The organism is Streptomyces sp. CA-179760 (assembly GCF_050937045.1).
Lineage (GTDB): Bacteria > Actinomycetota > Actinomycetes > Streptomycetales > Streptomycetaceae > Streptomyces.
In genome coordinates, this window is record NZ_JBNJLZ010000001.1 from 1,049,760 (window position 1) to 1,065,158 (window position 15,399).

Annotated in this window: 15 protein-coding genes and 2 pseudogenes; 9 read left to right on the top strand and 8 right to left on the bottom strand. The window is 71.9% G+C overall.

The features are described 5' to 3' along the window. The first annotated feature begins 19 nt into the window (after nt 1–19). A complete protein-coding gene (locus ACQEV8_RS04515; RefSeq protein ID WP_432957514.1) occupies nt 20–556 on the top strand; it encodes an ATP-binding protein in 537 nt (178 codons plus the stop codon). Nucleotides 557–730: 174 nt separating this feature from the next. On the opposite strand, the gene ACQEV8_RS04520 is transcribed toward ACQEV8_RS04515, so the two are convergent. Next, the gene (locus ACQEV8_RS04520) at nt 731–1,021 is read right to left on the bottom strand and encodes an SHOCT domain-containing protein (protein ID WP_432957515.1); all 291 of its coding nucleotides are present in this window, start codon (nt 1,019–1,021) and stop codon (nt 731–733) included. Between the two features lie 143 nt (nt 1,022–1,164). On the opposite strand from ACQEV8_RS04520, the gene ACQEV8_RS04525 reads away from it, so the two are divergent. The 3 genes and pseudogenes from ACQEV8_RS04525 (at nt 1,165) to ACQEV8_RS04535 (ending at nt 3,236) form a co-directional block, all read left to right on the top strand. Continuing rightward, complete coding sequence (locus ACQEV8_RS04525; RefSeq protein WP_432957517.1) at nt 1,165–1,743, top strand: TetR/AcrR family transcriptional regulator; 579 nt, start codon at nt 1,165–1,167, stop codon at nt 1,741–1,743. A gap of 55 nt (nt 1,744–1,798) precedes the next feature. Further along, nucleotides 1,799–2,331: pseudogene (locus ACQEV8_RS04530) on the top strand (DUF4865 family protein). Then, nucleotides 2,328–3,236 carry a phosphotriesterase family protein gene (locus ACQEV8_RS04535; RefSeq protein ID WP_432957519.1) on the top strand — a complete coding sequence of 303 codons (909 nt, stop codon included), beginning with the start codon at nt 2,328–2,330 and terminating at the stop codon, nt 3,234–3,236. Before ACQEV8_RS04530 ends, ACQEV8_RS04535 begins: the two are co-directional and overlap by 4 nt. A 21-nt stretch (nt 3,237–3,257) precedes the next feature. Here ACQEV8_RS04535 and ACQEV8_RS04540 read toward each other — a convergent pair whose 3' ends face one another. The 4 genes and pseudogenes from ACQEV8_RS04540 to ACQEV8_RS04555 all read right to left on the bottom strand — a co-directional run bounded on the left by ACQEV8_RS04540 (nt 3,258) and on the right by ACQEV8_RS04555 (nt 6,626). Further along, on the bottom strand, nt 3,258–3,680 hold the full coding sequence (locus ACQEV8_RS04540; protein ID WP_432957520.1) for a PPOX class F420-dependent oxidoreductase: 423 nt from the start codon (nt 3,678–3,680) through the stop codon (nt 3,258–3,260). A 20-nt stretch (nt 3,681–3,700) separates the two neighbouring features. Beyond that, the gene (locus ACQEV8_RS04545; RefSeq protein ID WP_432957522.1) at nt 3,701–4,591 is read right to left on the bottom strand and encodes an NAD(P)-dependent oxidoreductase; all 891 of its coding nucleotides are present in this window, start codon (nt 4,589–4,591) and stop codon (nt 3,701–3,703) included. Nucleotides 4,592–4,707: 116 nt separating this feature from the next. After that, a pseudogene (locus ACQEV8_RS04550) lies at nt 4,708–5,945 on the bottom strand (ROK family protein). 36 nt (nt 5,946–5,981) lie between these two features. Then, nucleotides 5,982–6,626 (bottom strand): alpha-ketoglutarate-dependent dioxygenase AlkB family protein, encoded by a 645-nt coding sequence (locus ACQEV8_RS04555; protein WP_432957523.1) that lies wholly within the window; start codon nt 6,624–6,626, stop codon nt 5,982–5,984. Between the two features lie 68 nt (nt 6,627–6,694). Between ACQEV8_RS04555 and ACQEV8_RS04560 the strand changes: the two genes are divergently transcribed. Continuing rightward, nucleotides 6,695–7,825 (top strand): methyltransferase, encoded by a 1,131-nt coding sequence (locus tag ACQEV8_RS04560; RefSeq protein WP_432957525.1) that lies wholly within the window; start codon nt 6,695–6,697, stop codon nt 7,823–7,825. Here ACQEV8_RS04560 and ACQEV8_RS04565 read toward each other — a convergent pair. Together ACQEV8_RS04565 and ACQEV8_RS04570 are read right to left on the bottom strand one after the other, a co-directional pair. Next, the gene (locus ACQEV8_RS04565; protein ID WP_432957526.1) at nt 7,815–8,675 is read right to left on the bottom strand and encodes a class II fructose-bisphosphate aldolase; all 861 of its coding nucleotides are present in this window, start codon (nt 8,673–8,675) and stop codon (nt 7,815–7,817) included. The genes ACQEV8_RS04560 and ACQEV8_RS04565 overlap by 11 nt on opposite strands. Before the next feature lie 27 nt (nt 8,676–8,702). Next, nucleotides 8,703–9,593 carry an SIS domain-containing protein gene (locus tag ACQEV8_RS04570; RefSeq protein ID WP_432957527.1) on the bottom strand — a complete coding sequence of 297 codons (891 nt, stop codon included), beginning with the start codon at nt 9,591–9,593 and terminating at the stop codon, nt 8,703–8,705. A gap of 117 nt (nt 9,594–9,710) precedes the next feature. On the opposite strand from ACQEV8_RS04570, the gene ACQEV8_RS04575 reads away from it, so the two are divergent. The 4 genes from ACQEV8_RS04575 (at nt 9,711) to ACQEV8_RS04590 (ending at nt 14,272) form a co-directional block, all read left to right on the top strand. Further along, nucleotides 9,711–10,490, top strand: coding sequence for a DeoR/GlpR family DNA-binding transcription regulator (locus tag ACQEV8_RS04575; protein WP_432957529.1), 780 nt, complete (start codon nt 9,711–9,713; stop codon nt 10,488–10,490). A gap of 68 nt (nt 10,491–10,558) precedes the next feature. Further along, nucleotides 10,559–12,376 (top strand): glycoside hydrolase family 15 protein, encoded by a 1,818-nt coding sequence (locus tag ACQEV8_RS04580; protein WP_432957530.1) that lies wholly within the window; start codon nt 10,559–10,561, stop codon nt 12,374–12,376. Nucleotides 12,377–12,520: 144 nt separating this feature from the next. Then, nucleotides 12,521–12,691 carry a hypothetical protein gene (locus ACQEV8_RS04585; protein ID WP_432957531.1) on the top strand — a complete coding sequence of 57 codons (171 nt, stop codon included), beginning with the start codon at nt 12,521–12,523 and terminating at the stop codon, nt 12,689–12,691. 345 nt (nt 12,692–13,036) lie between these two features. Then, nucleotides 13,037–14,272, top strand: a complete 1,236-nt coding sequence (locus ACQEV8_RS04590) for an IS701 family transposase (protein WP_432957533.1) — start codon at nt 13,037–13,039, stop codon at nt 14,270–14,272. A gap of 136 nt (nt 14,273–14,408) precedes the next feature. Here ACQEV8_RS04590 and ACQEV8_RS04595 read toward each other — a convergent pair whose 3' ends face one another. Continuing rightward, complete coding sequence (locus ACQEV8_RS04595; protein WP_432957535.1) at nt 14,409–15,371, bottom strand: hypothetical protein; 963 nt, start codon at nt 15,369–15,371, stop codon at nt 14,409–14,411. Between the last annotated feature and the right edge of the window lie 28 nt (nt 15,372–15,399).

Consider the following 15,399-nt stretch of genomic DNA (forward strand, 5'->3'; position numbering starts at 1 on the left):
ACGTCGGGGAGTCGCAGCCGTGATCAGCTACCCAAGCAGACACTGCACGGTGGAGCTTCAAGCCCTGCCGTCGCGGATCGGCCAGGTCCGCAGAATCGTATCTGCGCAATTGCGCTACTGGCATCTGGACGCCCTGATCGACCGGGCCTCGCTCGGCGTGACGGAGCTGCTGTCCAACGTCCACCGGCATGCCCAGCCCGACAAGACATGCACGGTGGAGATAGAACTCCTCCTCGACCGGCTCACGGTCTCGGTGCACGACCACGACCCACGGATGCCCGTGGTCGAGGACCCGCAGGACATCGCGCCGCTGGCGACCTGCGGGCGCGGGCTCGCGATGGTGGCCGCCATGAGCGAGAGCTGGGGCGTGCGGCCGGACGGCGAGTCCGGCAAGGTCGTGTGGTTCACCCTGCCGACCTCCGTGGTGGCGGCGCCGGCACGCCGGGCGCGTCGCGCCGTCCTGGAGAAGCCCGCGCGCAGGTTCGCGGAGGTCGGGTCCTCCGCCGACGGGCTGCGGCCCGACCATGCTCCCGCCCGGTCCGCCGTTGCCGGTTGACCGGGCGGTGACCACCCTTCGTACGACGGTAGCCGCCGGGACGTACGCCGCCGGGAGTGGTTCCGGGGCGTACGCCGCCCGGCGGCAAGGTCACGGCCGCGCTCAGCGGGTGTCCGCCGCCTTGTCGGGGATGGACTTGCCCGGGAGGCCATGAGGTCGCCGGCCCGGCAGGACTCAGGCACCGCCGCCCTTGGCCGAGCGTCCGAACTCCTCGTTCAGCACGGACAGCCGGCGCCAGTACTCGTCCTCGTCGATCTCGCCGGAGGCGAAGCGGTGGCCGAGTACGGCGATGGGTGAGTCGTTCTCGACGGCGGGCTGCCGCCAGGGGCCGCCCCGGCGTCCGCGCCACACGGTGCGGCGCAGGAGCACGATGCCGGTACCGATCAGCAGCGCCCAGATCAAGGGGAAGAACAGGATCCACGGGCCGGGCCCGCCGCCATCGCCGAAGTTCGCCAGGGTCTGCATGTCGTCCAACTCCTCGGATGCGTTGCCGCGATGTTCTTTCTGTGCTTCCGAGAGTCGCCCCGCAAAGGGGCATCGGTCGTCGTACGGCCAGCGGCAGTTCGCGTACTTCGTGGGGAGTAGGCCTCGACTCTGTAACTACTGGTATGTACAGTGGATGCATGAGCACCTCGGAACGCCTGATCCAGTCCACCCGTGAGCTGCTGTGGGAGCGTGGCTACGTGGGCACGAGCCCCAAGGCGATCCTGGAGCGCGCGGACGCCGGGCAGGGCAGCATGTACCACCACTTCAAGGGCAAGCCCGATCTCGCGCTGACCGCGATCCGGCGGACCGCCGAGGACATGCGGGCTGCCGCCGAGGGAGTGCTCGGCGGCCCCGGGACGCCGTACGAGCGTCTCGAGGCGTATCTGCGGCGCGAGCGGGAGGTGCTGCGGGGCTGTCCGATCGGCCGGCTGACCATGGACCCGGACGTGATCGCGAGCGACGAGCTGCGTGCCCCGGTCGAGGAGACCCTGGACTGGATCCGGGGGCGGATCGCCGGGATCGTCGAGGAGGGCAAGGAGCAGGGCCAGTTCGTGCCCTCGCTGGACGGCGAGGAGATCGCGGCAGCGGTCGTGGCCACCGTCCAGGGCGGCTATGTCCTCGCCCGCGCCTCCGGCTCCCCCGCCGCGTTCGACGCGGGGGTGCGGGGATTGCTCTCGCTGCTGGCACCCCGTACCGCCTGAGGAGGTTTCCGTGCACGCCATGCAGTACGAACTCACCTTGCCGGCCGACTACGACATGGGCGTCATCCGCGACCGGGTCGCCCGGGTGGGGCGACTGCTGGACGACTGGGACGGCCTCGGCCTCAAGGCCTATCTGTTGCGAGAGCGCGGACTGCGCGGCTCGCCGGTCCATCAGTACGCGCCCTTCTATCTGTGGAACACCGTGGAAGGCATGAACTCCTTTCTGTGGGGCGGGGGTTTCCAGCGGCTCGGTGACGACTTCGGGCGGCCGTCCGCACGGCAGTGGACGGGGCTCGCGTACGAGGAAGGGGCGGGTCCCAGGCGCGGTTCGCGGTGCGGCACCGCCGACCGGTCCCCGAGGGAGGGCCATTGGCCGATGTCGCGGCGGACGCGGTGGGCGAGGCCCGGCGCCTGGCGGCGGAGGACGGTGCCCTGCTCGCGGCGGCCGCCGTCGACACGAGCCGGTGGGAACTGGTGCACTTCTCGGTCTGGGAACACGACACGCCCAAGGCCGACGGTGACGTGTTCGAGGTGCTGCACCTGTCCGCGCCCGGCCGGGAACGGCTGCCCCGGGGACGCCAGTGGTGACCGCGATACGAACAGTGCTGGGGGACGTCGCCCCTGAAGACCTGGGCGTGTGTGACGCCCACGACCACCTGTTCTTCGGCAGTCCCCGGCTGCCGGGCCAGGAGCTGCGCAGCGTGGCGGCGGCGCGGGCGGAGCTGGCCGCGTTCCGGGAGCGGGGCGGCGGGGCCGTGGTGCAGTGGACGCCGTACGGGCTGGGGCGGCGGGCCGCCGATCTGCCGCCGCTGTCCCGCGAGACCGGCGTGCACGTGGTCGCCGCGACGGGTCTGCACCAGGCCGTGCACTACGACGAGGACACGCTCGCCGGGCTGCGGGGGCGGCTCGCCGACGTCTTCGTCTCCGAACTCACCGTGGGCATCGGGGTGTCGGGGGTGCGGGCGGGGCTCGTCAAGGTCGCGGGCGGGTTCCACGTCCTGGACACGCACGCCCGCTGGACCATGGCGGCGGCGGCCGAGGCGCATCACGCGACGGGGGCGGCCATCGCCGTGCATCTGGAGCTGGGCACGGGTGCGCTCGACGTACTGGATCTGCTGTGCGGGGAGTTGGGGGTGCCGCCGCACCGTGTGGTGCTGGGGCATCTCAACCGCTCCCCTGACCTCGTGACGCACCGGCAGGCGGCGGAGTCCGGCTGCTATCTGGCCTTCGACGGCCCGTCACACGCCCATCACGCCACGGACTGGCGGATGCCGGACGCCGTACGGGCCCTCGCCGACGCCGGGTTCGGCGACCGGGTGCTGCTGGGCGCGGACACCACCACGGCCGCCGCCCGCTCGGTGGTCGGCGGCCCCGGGATGCCGTATCTGCTGCGCCGGGTGCGACCCCGGCTCGTCCACGCCGTGGGCGAGGACCTGGTGGGGCGCATCCTCACGGAGAACCCGGGCCGGGCGTTCGCGGCGGAGTGGCACTGACCGGCGTGGCCGCCAGGCCGCTCAGCCTCCGGCCTGGTCGCTGTCCTTCAACTCGCCCCAGCCGTGCCAGCGGTCGACCTCGATCCAGGCGCTGACCCGTGGGCGGACGCGGTCCGGGTAGGGCTTGCCGATGTAGTGGCGGGCGAGGCGGTCGATGTCGGCCAGGCCCTCGTCGTCGTACGTCTCGGTGACCCGGCCGATGAGGGTGACGTGGGTGTACCAGTCGTCGCCGGCGAGGACGGTGAGGGTGACGCGCGGGTCGCGGCGCAGGTGCTTGAGACGTACGCGGCCCTCGTCGAGGTTGATCAGGACACGGCCGTCCTTCCACAGGTACCAGGTGGCAGTGGAGACGGGAGTGCCGTCGGAGCGCAGCGTGGCCATGACGCACGGGTTGGGCCGGCTCAGCAGGGCGTCGGCCTCGGGCGGCAGCGGCGGCTTGGACATACGGGAACCTCCTGGGTCGATCAGGTGGACGGCTTCTCGTCGAAGCTGGCGAAGTAGGCCGCGACCATGTCCTCGTCGCCGTGGCCCTGGGCGGCGGCACGCTCCATACGGATGGCGGCCGCCTCGGCGACGTCCAGGCGGACGCCGTTGCCCGCACCGGCCTGGACGATCAGGCGGGCGTCCTTGGCGGCGGTGGTCACCGCGAACTGGGGCGGCGTGAGCCGGTCGTCGAGGACCAGCTCGGACTTGGCGCGCAGATAGCCCATGTCGAGCGGCCCACCGGCGACGAGGTCGAAGAAGTTGTGCGGGTCGACGTCGAGAGCCTTGGCCAGCGCCAGGGCCTCACCGGCGGCGGCCGTGACGGCGAGAACCCAGCTGTTCGCGACCAGCTTCAGCCGGGTGGCCCCGCCCGCCGCCCCGTCCTCTCCGGTCCACACGGTGCGGGCGCCGACAGCGTCGAAGACCGGCGTCACCCGGTCCCGCCCTTCGGCGGGCCCGGCGGCGAGCACGGTCAGCTGCCCGGCCTCGGCGGGCTGACGCGTGCCCAGGACGGGCGCGTCGTAGAAGACCAGGCCGTGCTCGCGGGCGAAGGCGGCCAGATCGGCGATGCCCTCGACACCGGCCGTGGTGGACTGCGCCCACGCGATGCCGGGACCCAGGGCCGGGGCCGCCTCGCGCATCGTCTCCAGAACGGCCGGACCGTCGTAGAGCATGGTCAGGACGACGTCGGTGTCCCGCACGGCCTGCGCGGGGGTGTCGACGATGTGCACGCCCTCGGCGGCCAGTGGCTCGGCCTTGGCACGCGTGCGGTTCCAGGCGCGGACGGTGTGTCCGGCCCGGGCGACGTTGCGGGCCATGGCCGCGCCCATGATGCCGGTGCCCAGGACGCTCACGGTGAGCTTGTCGGTCATTGCGCGTCTACTTCCTCGGTGGTGCGGTGCGGCGGGCGTACTGCCTCCGAGCCAGCCTGCCCGCTCGGAGCTCGCCTGCCCGGGAGCGGCGCGGGCACTCCTCCAGCGCATGCCCTCTAGGCCAGCGCCCCGAGCGGATCGTCCAGCACCGGCTGCCACGCCAGTTCCGCCGCGCCGACCAGGCTGTTGTGGTCGAGGGTGCACGGGAGGATGGGGACCCCGCCGCTCTGGCCCCAGAGGCTGCGGTCGGCGACTACGGCGCGGAGGCGGTCGGGGTCGGCGTCCAGGAGGGTGCGGTGGAGGCCGCCGAGGATGATGCGGTCGGGGTTGAGGATGTTGACCAGACCGGCGAGGCCGAGGCCGAGGCGGTCGATGAGGGTTTCGGTGGCGGTGCGTACGCCCGGGTCGTCGTAGTGGTGGCGGACGAGGTCGATGGACTGCTGGAGCAGGGAGACTTCGGGGCCGGGGGCGCGGTCTGCCGCCGTGAGGAAGGCCAGGGGGTCGGTCTCGACGTCGAGGCAGCCGCGGCTGCCGCAGTGGCAGGGGCGGCCCTCGGGGTGCACGGTGAGGTGTCCGACCTCCAGGGCCAGGCCCGAACTTCCCCTGTGGAGGCGGCCGTCGAGGACGAGCGCGCCGCCGACGCCCCGGTGGCCGGTGGCCACGCACAGCAGGTCGCGGGCGCCGCGGCCGGCGCCGTGCCGGTGCTCGGCGATCGCGGCGAGGTTGACGTCGTTCGCGGCGAAGGCGGGTCCGTCGATGCCGGCCGCGCGCACCTGTTCGGCGAAGATGTCACGGACGGGCGCGCCAGCGGGCCAGGCCAGGTGCAGGGGGTTGAGGGCCAGGCCCTCGGGTTCGGCTACCGCGGAGGGGACGGCGAGTCCGGCGCCCACGCATCGGCGTCCCGTCTCTCGCAGCAGTTCGGCGCCCGCCGTGACGACGGAGGCGAGCACCTTCGCCGGGTCCGCGTCGACGACCTCACAGCCGGGGGCGGTGGCGACGATCCGGCCGCCCAGCCCGACCAGCGCCGCCCGGAATCCGTCGGCGTGCACCTGCGCGGCGAGCGCGACGGGCCCCTCGTCGGCGACGGACAGCTTGTGCGAGGGCCTGCCCTGCGAGCCGGCCGCCGCGCCGGGCCGGGCGTCGACCCGGATCAGCCCGAGCGCCTCCAGCTCGGCGGCGACCGCGCCGGCCGTCGCCCGGGTCACTCCGAGCTCGGCGGTGAGTACGGCCCGGGTCGGCGCGCGTCCGGTGTGGACGAGTTCCAGCGCGGGTCCGAGCGCCGCGCGCCCCCGGTCCAGCCGCGTCCTCGAGGTGCTCCCGTCCCCGCCTGCCGGGGGTCCGCCTTCCCGCTCATGAGGGCGAGTCTCCCATGATCCGCCGGGCCTGCGGCCTACAGACCGCTGACCCGGAGCGTGATGTTGAGCCGTCCGGTCAGGCCCAATCCGGGCGGTGCCGTGCCCCCGTGTACCCGGGGGACGCCGTGGTAGGCGAGCCTGGACGGGCCGCCGAAGACGAACAGGTCGCCGCTGCGCAGCTCGACGTCGGTGTAGGGCCGGGTGCGGGTCTCGGTGTTGCCGAAGCGGAAGACGCAGGTGTCGCCGAGGCTCAGCGACACCACCGGCGCGTCCGACTTCTCGTCGCTGTCACGGTGCATGCCCATGCGGGCGTCGCCGTCATAAAAGTTGATCAGTGCGATGTCGTAGGGAGCCTGCATCGGAGTGTCCAAGGCGTCCCCGGCCGCTCGGCGGCCCAGCTCGCCGAGCCAATCGGGGAACGGCTTCACCGGGGTGCCGTCGCCGTCCGCCACCGTGCGGGCGTAGGCGTACGGGTACCAGTGCCAGCCCAGACAGACCTGCCGGGCGGTCATCGTGCCGCCGCCGGGGGTTCGGACCGTGCGCAGTCCGGCGGGTGGGCGGGCCCACGCGCGGCAGGCGTCGAGCAGCGCGCGCTGGTGGTCCGCGTCCAGCCAGTCCGGTATGTGCACCGCGCCGGGTGCCACCTGCGTACGAGGCCTGGGGAACAGCTCGCCGTCCATGCTCCCCATCCTGCCCGACACGGCCTGAGCTGCGGCTCGGCTAGCCTTGACGCACGATGAACGACCGTATGACGACGCCGTGGGGCGAGTTCGCGCTGACCCGTTTCCCCGAGGATCCGCGTGACAGGCTGCGCGCCTGGGACGCTTCCGACGAGTACCTGCTGAGGCATCTGGAGCGGGAGCGGGTCCCGCTGTCGGGCACGGTCGTGGCCGTCGGGGACCGGTGGGGCGCGCTGGTGACGGCGCTCGCGGAGCACGGGCCGACGCAGATCACGGATTCCCACCTGACCCAGGAGGCGACCCGGGCCAACCTGGCGCGGCACGGCGTGGAGCCCGGCACGGTACGGCTGCTCACCACGCAGGATCCGCCGCCCGACCGCGTCGATGTCCTTCTGGTGCGGGTGCCGAAGAGCCTGGCGCTGCTGGAGGATCAGTTGCTGCGGCTGGCGCCGGCGGTGGACGCGGGGACCGTTGTCGTGGGCACGGGGATGGTGAAGGAGATCCACACCTCGACGCTTCAGTTGTTCGAGCGGATCCTCGGCCCGACCCGCACCTCGCTCGCTGAGAAGAAGGCCCGGCTGATCTTCTGCACGCCGGATCCCGCGCCGGCGCGGCCCGCCAGTCCGTGGCCGTACGTCTACACGCTGCCGGACGGCATCGGCCCGGCCTCGGGAGGCACCGTCGTCAATCACGCGGGTGTCTTCTGCGCCGACCGGCTCGACATCGGCACCCGGTTCTTCCTCGGGCATCTGCCGGGCGGCCGGGGTGGACGAGTGGTGGATCTTGGGTGCGGCAACGGTGTGGTCGGGACGGCGGTGGCGCTGGCCGATCCGGAGGCCGAGGTGCTGTTCGTGGACGAGTCGTTCCAGGCCGTGGCCTCGGCGGAGGCGACCTACAAGGCGAACGGAGTGCCGGGGCATGCCGAGTTCCGGGTCGGCGACGGGCTGGCCGGTGTGCCGTCGGACAGCGTCGACCTGGTCCTCAACAACCCGCCGTTCCACTCCCACCAGGCGACGACGGACGCCACGGCCCGGCGGATGTTCACCGGGGCGCGGCGCGCGCTGCGGCCGGGCGGCGAGCTGTGGGTGATCGGCAACCGGCATCTGGGCTACCACGTCACGCTGCGGCGGATCTTCGGCAACAGCCGACTGGTCGCCAGTGACTCGAAGTTCGTGGTGCTGAAGGCCGTCAAGCGGTAGCCGGGCCGAGGGTCCGGAGGGCTCTCGCCACCGCATTTGTCATCGCCTCCCGCGCCACCGTGAGGTAGCCGCGCGGGTCGACGGCGTCGGGGCGCTCGGCGAGGAAGTCCCGGATGGCGCCGGTCAGCGCGATGTTCAGGGCCGTACCGATGTTGACCTTGGCGATGCCGCCGGCGACGGCCGAGGTGAGTTCGTCGTCCGGGACGCCGGAGGAGCCGTGCAGGACGAGCGGGACGTCCAGGGCGGCCGACAGGCGTTTGAGGAGGGCGTGGTCGAGGGTCGCGGTGCGGGTGGTCATGGCGTGGGCGCTGCCGATGGCGACGGCCAGGGCGTCCACCCCCGAGTCGGCGACGAAGGCCCGGGCCTCGTCGGGGTCGGTGCGGGCACCGGGGGCGTGCGCGTCCAGCGGGGGCCTGCCGTTCTTGCCGCCGATCTGCCCCAGCTCGGCCTCGATCCAGAGCCCTTGGGCGTGTGCCCAGTCGACGGCCGCCCGGGTCGTGGCGAGGTTCTGGGCGTAGGGCAGCCGGGCCGCGTCGTACATCACGGAGCTGAAGCCGGCCTCCGCCGCCTGGTACAGCAGCGCGTCGCTCTGCACGTGGTCGAGGTGCAACGCGACCGGTACGGCGGCGCGTTCGGCCTCTGCGACGGCCGCCCGGGCGAGCGGGAGCAGCTGCCCGCCGCGGAACTTGACCGCGTTCTCGCTGACCTGGAGCACGACAGGGGCGTGCACGGACTCGGCACCCGCGATGACAGCCTCGACGTGTTCCAGCGTGATGACGTTGAACGAGGCTACGGCCGAGCGGGCCGCGGCGGCGCGGGTGACGAGCTCGCCGGTGGTGGTGAGGGGCACGGTGCCTCCAGGGTCAGTGGGCGAGGATCACCGAGGTCGGTGAGTGAGGATCACCGAGCGGGTGAGATGGCGTGGGCTGTCCGGGTCGAGGCCGCGTGACGCGGCGACCGCGACGGCGAGCCGCTGGGCGCGGACGAGTTCGGCGAGCGGGTCCAGGGCCCCGGCGATCCACAACGCGCCCGTGCCGCGGACCTGTTCGGCGAGCCCGTCCGGCGCGTCGCCGAACATCCAGGTCGCGGTGGAGCTGGTGGTGACGCTGATGGGACCGTGCCGGTACTCCATCGCCGGGTAGGCCTCGGACCAGGCCAGGGCGGCCTCGCGCATCTTCAGCCCGGCCTCGTTGGCCAGGCCGACGGTCCAGCCGCGCCCCAGGAAGGCGAACTGGGCGCATTCCACCAGGCCTTCGGGCAGGGGCTCCGCCAGGGCGGTGCGCGCGTCGGTGACCGCCGTGTCGGGGTGGAGTCCCAGATGGGCGCGGAGCAGGGTGAGGGCGGTGGTCGCGAACCGGGTCTGCACGACGGAGCGTTCGTCCGCGAAGTCGAGCACGGCGAGCTCGTCGGCCGCCGTCATCACGGGTGTGTCCGGGTCGGCGGTGATCGCGGTGGTGGGGGTGCGGCCCTTCAACCGGGCCAGCAGGTCGAGGACTTCGGTCGTGGTGCCGGAGCGGGTGAGGGCGACGACCCGGTCGTAGCCACGGCCGTAAGGGAACTCCGAGGCGGCGAACGCGTCGGTCTCGCCCTGGCCGGCGTCCTCGCGCAGGGCCGCGGCGGCCTGCGCCATGAAGTACGAGGTGCCGCAGCCGACGATCGCGACCCGCTCCCCCGCCGCCGGCAACACCTCCCCGTACCCCGCCGCCTCCGACGCGGCGCGTGTCCAGCACTCGGGCTGGCTGGTCAGCTCGTCCTCGACATGCGTCATGCCACACTCCCCGCTCTGATTGTTCCTGCAAGGTATCGCCACCTTTCGAGCAACATCAAGCATTCAGCGAGATCGGGTGCGCTAGGGTCGCCCGGAGATCGAGACGTGGAGGTGCGGATGTCGCGCGACGCCCGCTGGAAGGCGCTGCTGGACCTGCTCGTGGAGCGCGGCCGGCTGGACGTCGAGGAGGCGGCCGGGGAGCTGGGGGTGTCGGCCGCGACGATCCGCCGCGACTTCGACGGGCTGGCCGAGCAGCAGATGCTGGTGCGCACGCGGGGCGGCGCGGTGGTGCACGGTGTGTCGTACGAGCTGCCGCTGCGCTACAAGACGGCCCGGCACGCCTCCGAGAAGCAGCGCATCGCGAAGGCGGTGGCGGACCTGGTCGCGCCCGGCGAGGCGGTCGGGCTGACCGGCGGTACGACCACCACCGAGGTGGCGCGGGCGCTGGCGGCGCGCGGGGATCTGGCGTCCGGGTCGCCCGCGCTGACGGTCGTGACGAACGCGCTGAACATCGCCAATGAGCTGGCCGTACGGCCCCAGTTCAAGATCGTGCTGACCGGCGGGGTGGCCCGGGCCCAGTCGTACGAGCTGGTCGGGCCGCTCGCGGACGGGGTGCTCGGGCAGATCACCGTCGATGTGGCGGTGCTCGGCGTGGTCGCCTTCGACGTCGCGCACGGGGCGGCGGCGCACGACGAGGCGGAGGCCGCGATCAACCGGCTGCTGTGCGAGCGCGCGGAGCGCGTGGTCGTGGCCGCCGACTCCAGCAAGCTGGGGCAGCGGGCGTTCGCCCGGATCTGCGCGGCCGAGGCAGTGGACACCCTGGTCACGGACACGGCGGCCGACGCGGAGACGCTGCGTACCTTCGAGGACGCCGGGCTGCGGGTCGTCACGGTGTGACACCCGGCCGCTTGTGCTCGGCGGACCTAAGCTGAAACTCAGGCGCTCGCCAGGGCAGGGAGGCTGCCATGCGGGGTACAGCGGACGGGCGACGGTATCTGCCGATCGCCGAGCACGGGCTGATCGGCGACCTGCGCAGCGTGGCTTTGGTGGGGACCGACGGCACGATCGACTGGTACTGCTGCCCGGCCTTCGACGCGCCGAGCGTGTTCGCCTCGATCCTGGACGCGGAGCGCGGCGGCTGCTTCGAACTGGCGGCGACCGTGCCGGCCCGGACCAAGCAGTTCTACTTCCCCGACACCAACGTCCTGATGACCCGGTTCTTCACCGAGGACGGCGTCGGCGAGGTGCAGGACTTCATGCCGGTGGACGGCGAGCCGGCCGAGGCCGAGCGGCACCGGCTGATCCGGCGGGTGGTGTGCGTACGCGGCTCGGTCCCCTTCCGTACGCGCGTGGCTCCCCGGTTCGACTACGGCACCCGGCCGCACACCGTCCGGCTGAACGGTGAGACGGCGCTCTTCGAAGCCGACGGGATGGCGCTCGCCCTGACCGCGACCGTGCCGCTGGAGGCCGACGGGCCGGACGTGCGCGGCGACTTCAAGCTCGGCGAGGGCGAGTCGGCGGTGTTCGCGCTGGACAAGGTCGGCGGCGAGGTGTCACCCCGCCGGTGCGCGCGCACGGAGGCCGAGGAGCAGCTCGCGGCGACGGTGGCGTACTGGCGGCGCTGGCTGGCGGCGTCGCGGTACCGGGGCCGCTGGCGGGAGATGGTGCACCGCTCGGCGCTGACGCTGAAGCTGCTGACGTACGCGCCGACCGGGGCGATCGTGGCCGCGCCGACGACGAGCCTGCCCGAGCGGCTCGGCGGCGAACGCAACTGGGACTACCGGTACGTGTGGGTGCGCGACGCGGCGTTCTGCGTCTACGCCCTGCTGCGGCTGGGCTTCACCGGCGAGGCCGAGGCGTTCATGGACTTCGTGACCCGGCACATCAGCCCGGGCGACGGCAAGCACTCCGGGCCGCTGCAGATCATGTACGGCATCGACGGACGCACAGACCTGCCCGAACGGACCCTCGACCATCTGGAGGGCCACGAGGGCTCCGCACCGGTACGCGTCGGCAACGCGGCGGCCGACCAGCTCCAGCTCGACATCTACGGCGCGCTGATCGACTCCATCTACCTCTACGACAAGTGGGCCAAGCCCATCTCCAGCGGCCAGTGGGACGACGTGTGCGCGCTGGTGGACTGGGTGTGCGCGCACTGGGATCAGCCCGACGAGGGAGTCTGGGAGACCCGGGGCGGCCGCAAGAACTTCCTGTACTCGCGGCTGATGTGCTGGGTGGCGATCGAGCGGGCCATCCGGATGGCCACCCGGCGCGGGCTGCCCGCCGATCTGCCGCGCTGGCGGGAGTGCCGGGACACGATCTACCGGCGGATCATGAGCCGGGGCTGGTCCGAGGAGCGCCGGGCCTTCGTCCAGCACGAGGACGGCGACGTGCTGGACGCGGCCGTGCTGATGATGCCGCTGACGAAGTTCATCGCCCCGACGGACCCGAAGTGGCTGTCGACGCTGGACGTCCTCACCGAGGAACTGGTGTCGGACTCATTGGTCTACCGCTACGACCCGCAGTCCAGCCCGGACGGTGTGCGCGGCGACGAGGGCACGTTCTCCATCTGCTCGTTCTGGTACGTCGAGGCCATGGTGCACGCCGGCCGGATCGACGAGGCGCGCCTGGCCTTCGAGAAGATGCTGACGTACGCCAACCATCTCGGCCTGTACGCCGAGGAGATCAGCCACACCGGGGAGCAGCAGGGCAACTTCCCGCAGGCGTTCACACATCTCGCGCTGATCAGCGCGGCCTTCAACCTGGACCGGGCGCTCGGCTAGGGTCTGTCGCTTGGATCAGGTCGCGGGAAACTGACAGTTCCTCGCAATCGCCGGTGACCCCGCGTCCGCGGCGTGATCCAAACGACAGGCCCCAGGTGTGCTGTCCCGGGACCTCGACGCGGTGACCGCCGGCCTCACCCTGAGGTGCGCTTCGAATGGTGGGTCCTGGCCTGGAACGAGCCGACGATCGACTTCTACAACTCGCTCGGCGTGGACTTCCTCGACGAGTGGGGGGTGTGCCAGTTGAGCGGTGAGCCCCTCAGGGAACTCGCTGCCCAGATCCCGGCCGCCCTCGACCAGACCTCGGCCCTTTAGGACGGGGGAGCCTTCCTTGCGGCACCGGTTGATCAGCGCGGAAGCTGTGAAGCCCTCGAGCTCGTCGAATCCGTCGAAGGTGACCACGGCTACCCAATACAGCTAGGGCCTGTCGTTTGGATCAGGTCGCAGGAAACTGACGGTTCCTGGAAATCGCCGGTGAGCGGGGTCTGGTGCGTGCAGTTGCAAGGCGGAGGAGGGCGGCGATGCGGAGCATCGGCAACCGACGACAACGCGGCAGATGCGCGTGCCGGACCCCGCGTCTGCGGCGTGATCCAAACGACAGGCCCTAGTAGTGCTTCGTTACGTTGAGTGATCTCGGTTGATTGTGGGCAGCTTCCCGGGGTGAGGTTGGGGGAGGTGGAACGGCTCCGGGGTGAGTTGTCGGAGTTCGTTGCCGATGTGTTCGGGTCGTTGCCGCGGCGGGATCAGCGGCGGTGGGGCGAGTGTTATCTGCGGGGCCTGATGCTCGATGGCCGGCGCAAGTCGGTCCAGCCGATGGCCGAGCGTCTGCCGGACGGGAACATGCAGGCCCTGCAGCAGTTCGTGAACCAGTCGCCGTGGGATCCGCTGCCGGTCAGGCAGCGGATCGCCGAGCGGCTGTCCGAGGTGATCACACCTGAGGTGTGGGTGATCGACGACGTGTCGTTCCCCAAGTGCGGCAAGGCGTCGGCCGGAGTGGCCCGCCAGTACTGCGGAGCACTCGGCAAACGGGCGAACTGCCAGGTCGCGGTCAGTGTCCATGCCGCCACCGACACCGCCTCGTGCCCGTTGCAGTGGCAGTTGTATCTGCCGCGTGAGTGGACGGATGAGCCGGACCGATGCCGCAGAGCAGGAGTCCCCGACGACGTGGTGCACCAGGAGAAGTGGCGTCTCGCGCTCGGCCTGCTGGACACGCTCGCCGACTGGCGGTTGAAGGCGCCGGTCGTGGTCGCCGACGCCGGATACGGCGTCAGCACCCCCTTCCGGCTCGGCCTTGAGGAGCGAGGGCTGTCCTATGTCCTGGCCCTGAACGGGAAGGAAGTCGCTCACCCGGAGAATACCGAGCCGCACCAGCCTGCTTACGGTGGGCTCGGGCCGCCCACCCTTCCCCGCTATCGCACCCCACCACGAGCCGTCTGCGTCCTCGCAGCGGAGGCGGGTGCGGAGCGGTTCACCGAGGTGACCTGGCGGCAGGGCAGCAAAGGCGCGATGACCTCACGGTTCGCGGTGCTGAGCGTGCGGCCCGCGGGCAAGCAGTCCCTCGCCGCAGCCCAGGCGGCGGGCGGCGGCCGCAACCAGTGGGACGGTGTCCTGCCCGTCCAGACACTCCTCGTTGAATGGCCGGAGGGCCAGGACACTCCGACGGACTACTGGATATCGAATCTGCCCGCCACCACACCGGCCGCTGACCTGGTGCGGTGGGCGAAGATGCGCTGGCGGATCGAGCACGATTACCGCGAGCTCAAGCATGGCCTGGGACTGGACCACTTCGAGGGCCGCACCTGGCGCGGCTGGCACCACCACGTCACCCTCGTCACCGCCGCCCAGGCCTTCCTCACCCTCAGGCGGCTCGACCCAAAAGTCCGCACACCGGCCTGACCCTCTACCAGGTCCTCGACATTCTTCAGGACCTGCTCAGGTGCTGGACCGGTACCTGCACCACCTGCGGACGCCCCCTGCCCAACCCCCGAAGAAGCCACAGACAGCCCAGAACCTAACGAAGCACTACTAGGGCTCAGTGCCCGTGGCTGTCGTCCGCATGCCCCTCGGGGGTACCGGGTTCAGCGGCCGCTGCCCCTCCTGCCCGGACGGTGAACGCCACCGTGTGGACCTTTCCGTCGTGCTTGAAGTCGAGGAACAGGCGGTATGAGCCCGTGCTGGGTGCCGTGGCCGTGAAGGAGACGTCCGGGCCGGGCCGGGTCTTTCCGTCGCCCGGTTCGCCGTTCGGGTGGACGTGGAGGTAGGCGAGGTCGCCGGAGCGCAGGGCGACCAGGTGGCCGTACGCGCCGAGGTAGGGCTGGAGGTCGGTGACGGGCCTGCCGGCCCGGGAGACCTTCAGGTTCAGTTCGCTCGCCCTGCCCGGGCGCAGGGCGCCGGCCAGCTCGACCTCGTAGCCGTTGGTCTCGGCCGTGGTGCTCGCCGGCGGGAGTTCCTTCGGCCGGAACGGGCCGGAGGCGGCGAGGTCCGCGCCGAGGGTGAGGTTCCGGGCGTCCTTCTTCGCCGGGGTGAAGTCGGCGAAGACGCGATAGCCGCCGGCGCGGGGCAGGTCGACGGGGATGCTCCAGGTGCCGTCGGCAGCGCGCGTGGGGTGCAGGTGGCGGTAGGTGGCCAGGTCGCGTGAGGCCACGATGAGGTGGAGTTCCTTGCCGTGTTCGCGCTGGTAGGCGGTGACGGCCCGGCCGCCGCCGTCCCGGACGGTGAAGCGCAGGTCGGCCCGCTGTCCGGCGGTGACGCTCGGGGTCTCGAGGTCGAGGGTGTAGCCGCCCTCGGAGATCTGGAGTCCGCCGGCCGGGGGTGTCCCTTGTCCGGCGTGGCCGCCGCTCCCCTCGGGCTCCGGTGCGGGCCGGGTGTGCTCGTCCTCGTGTTTCGGCGGGGCGTCGGCGACGACGGGGCCGATGCCCTGTCCGACGCCGTAGGCCGTGCCGAACGTGGCGGCCAGGGCGGCGGCAAAGGTGGTGATCTTCAGTCCGGTGTTCATGACCGTCGGCTCCTTCGAGCTGCCGGGC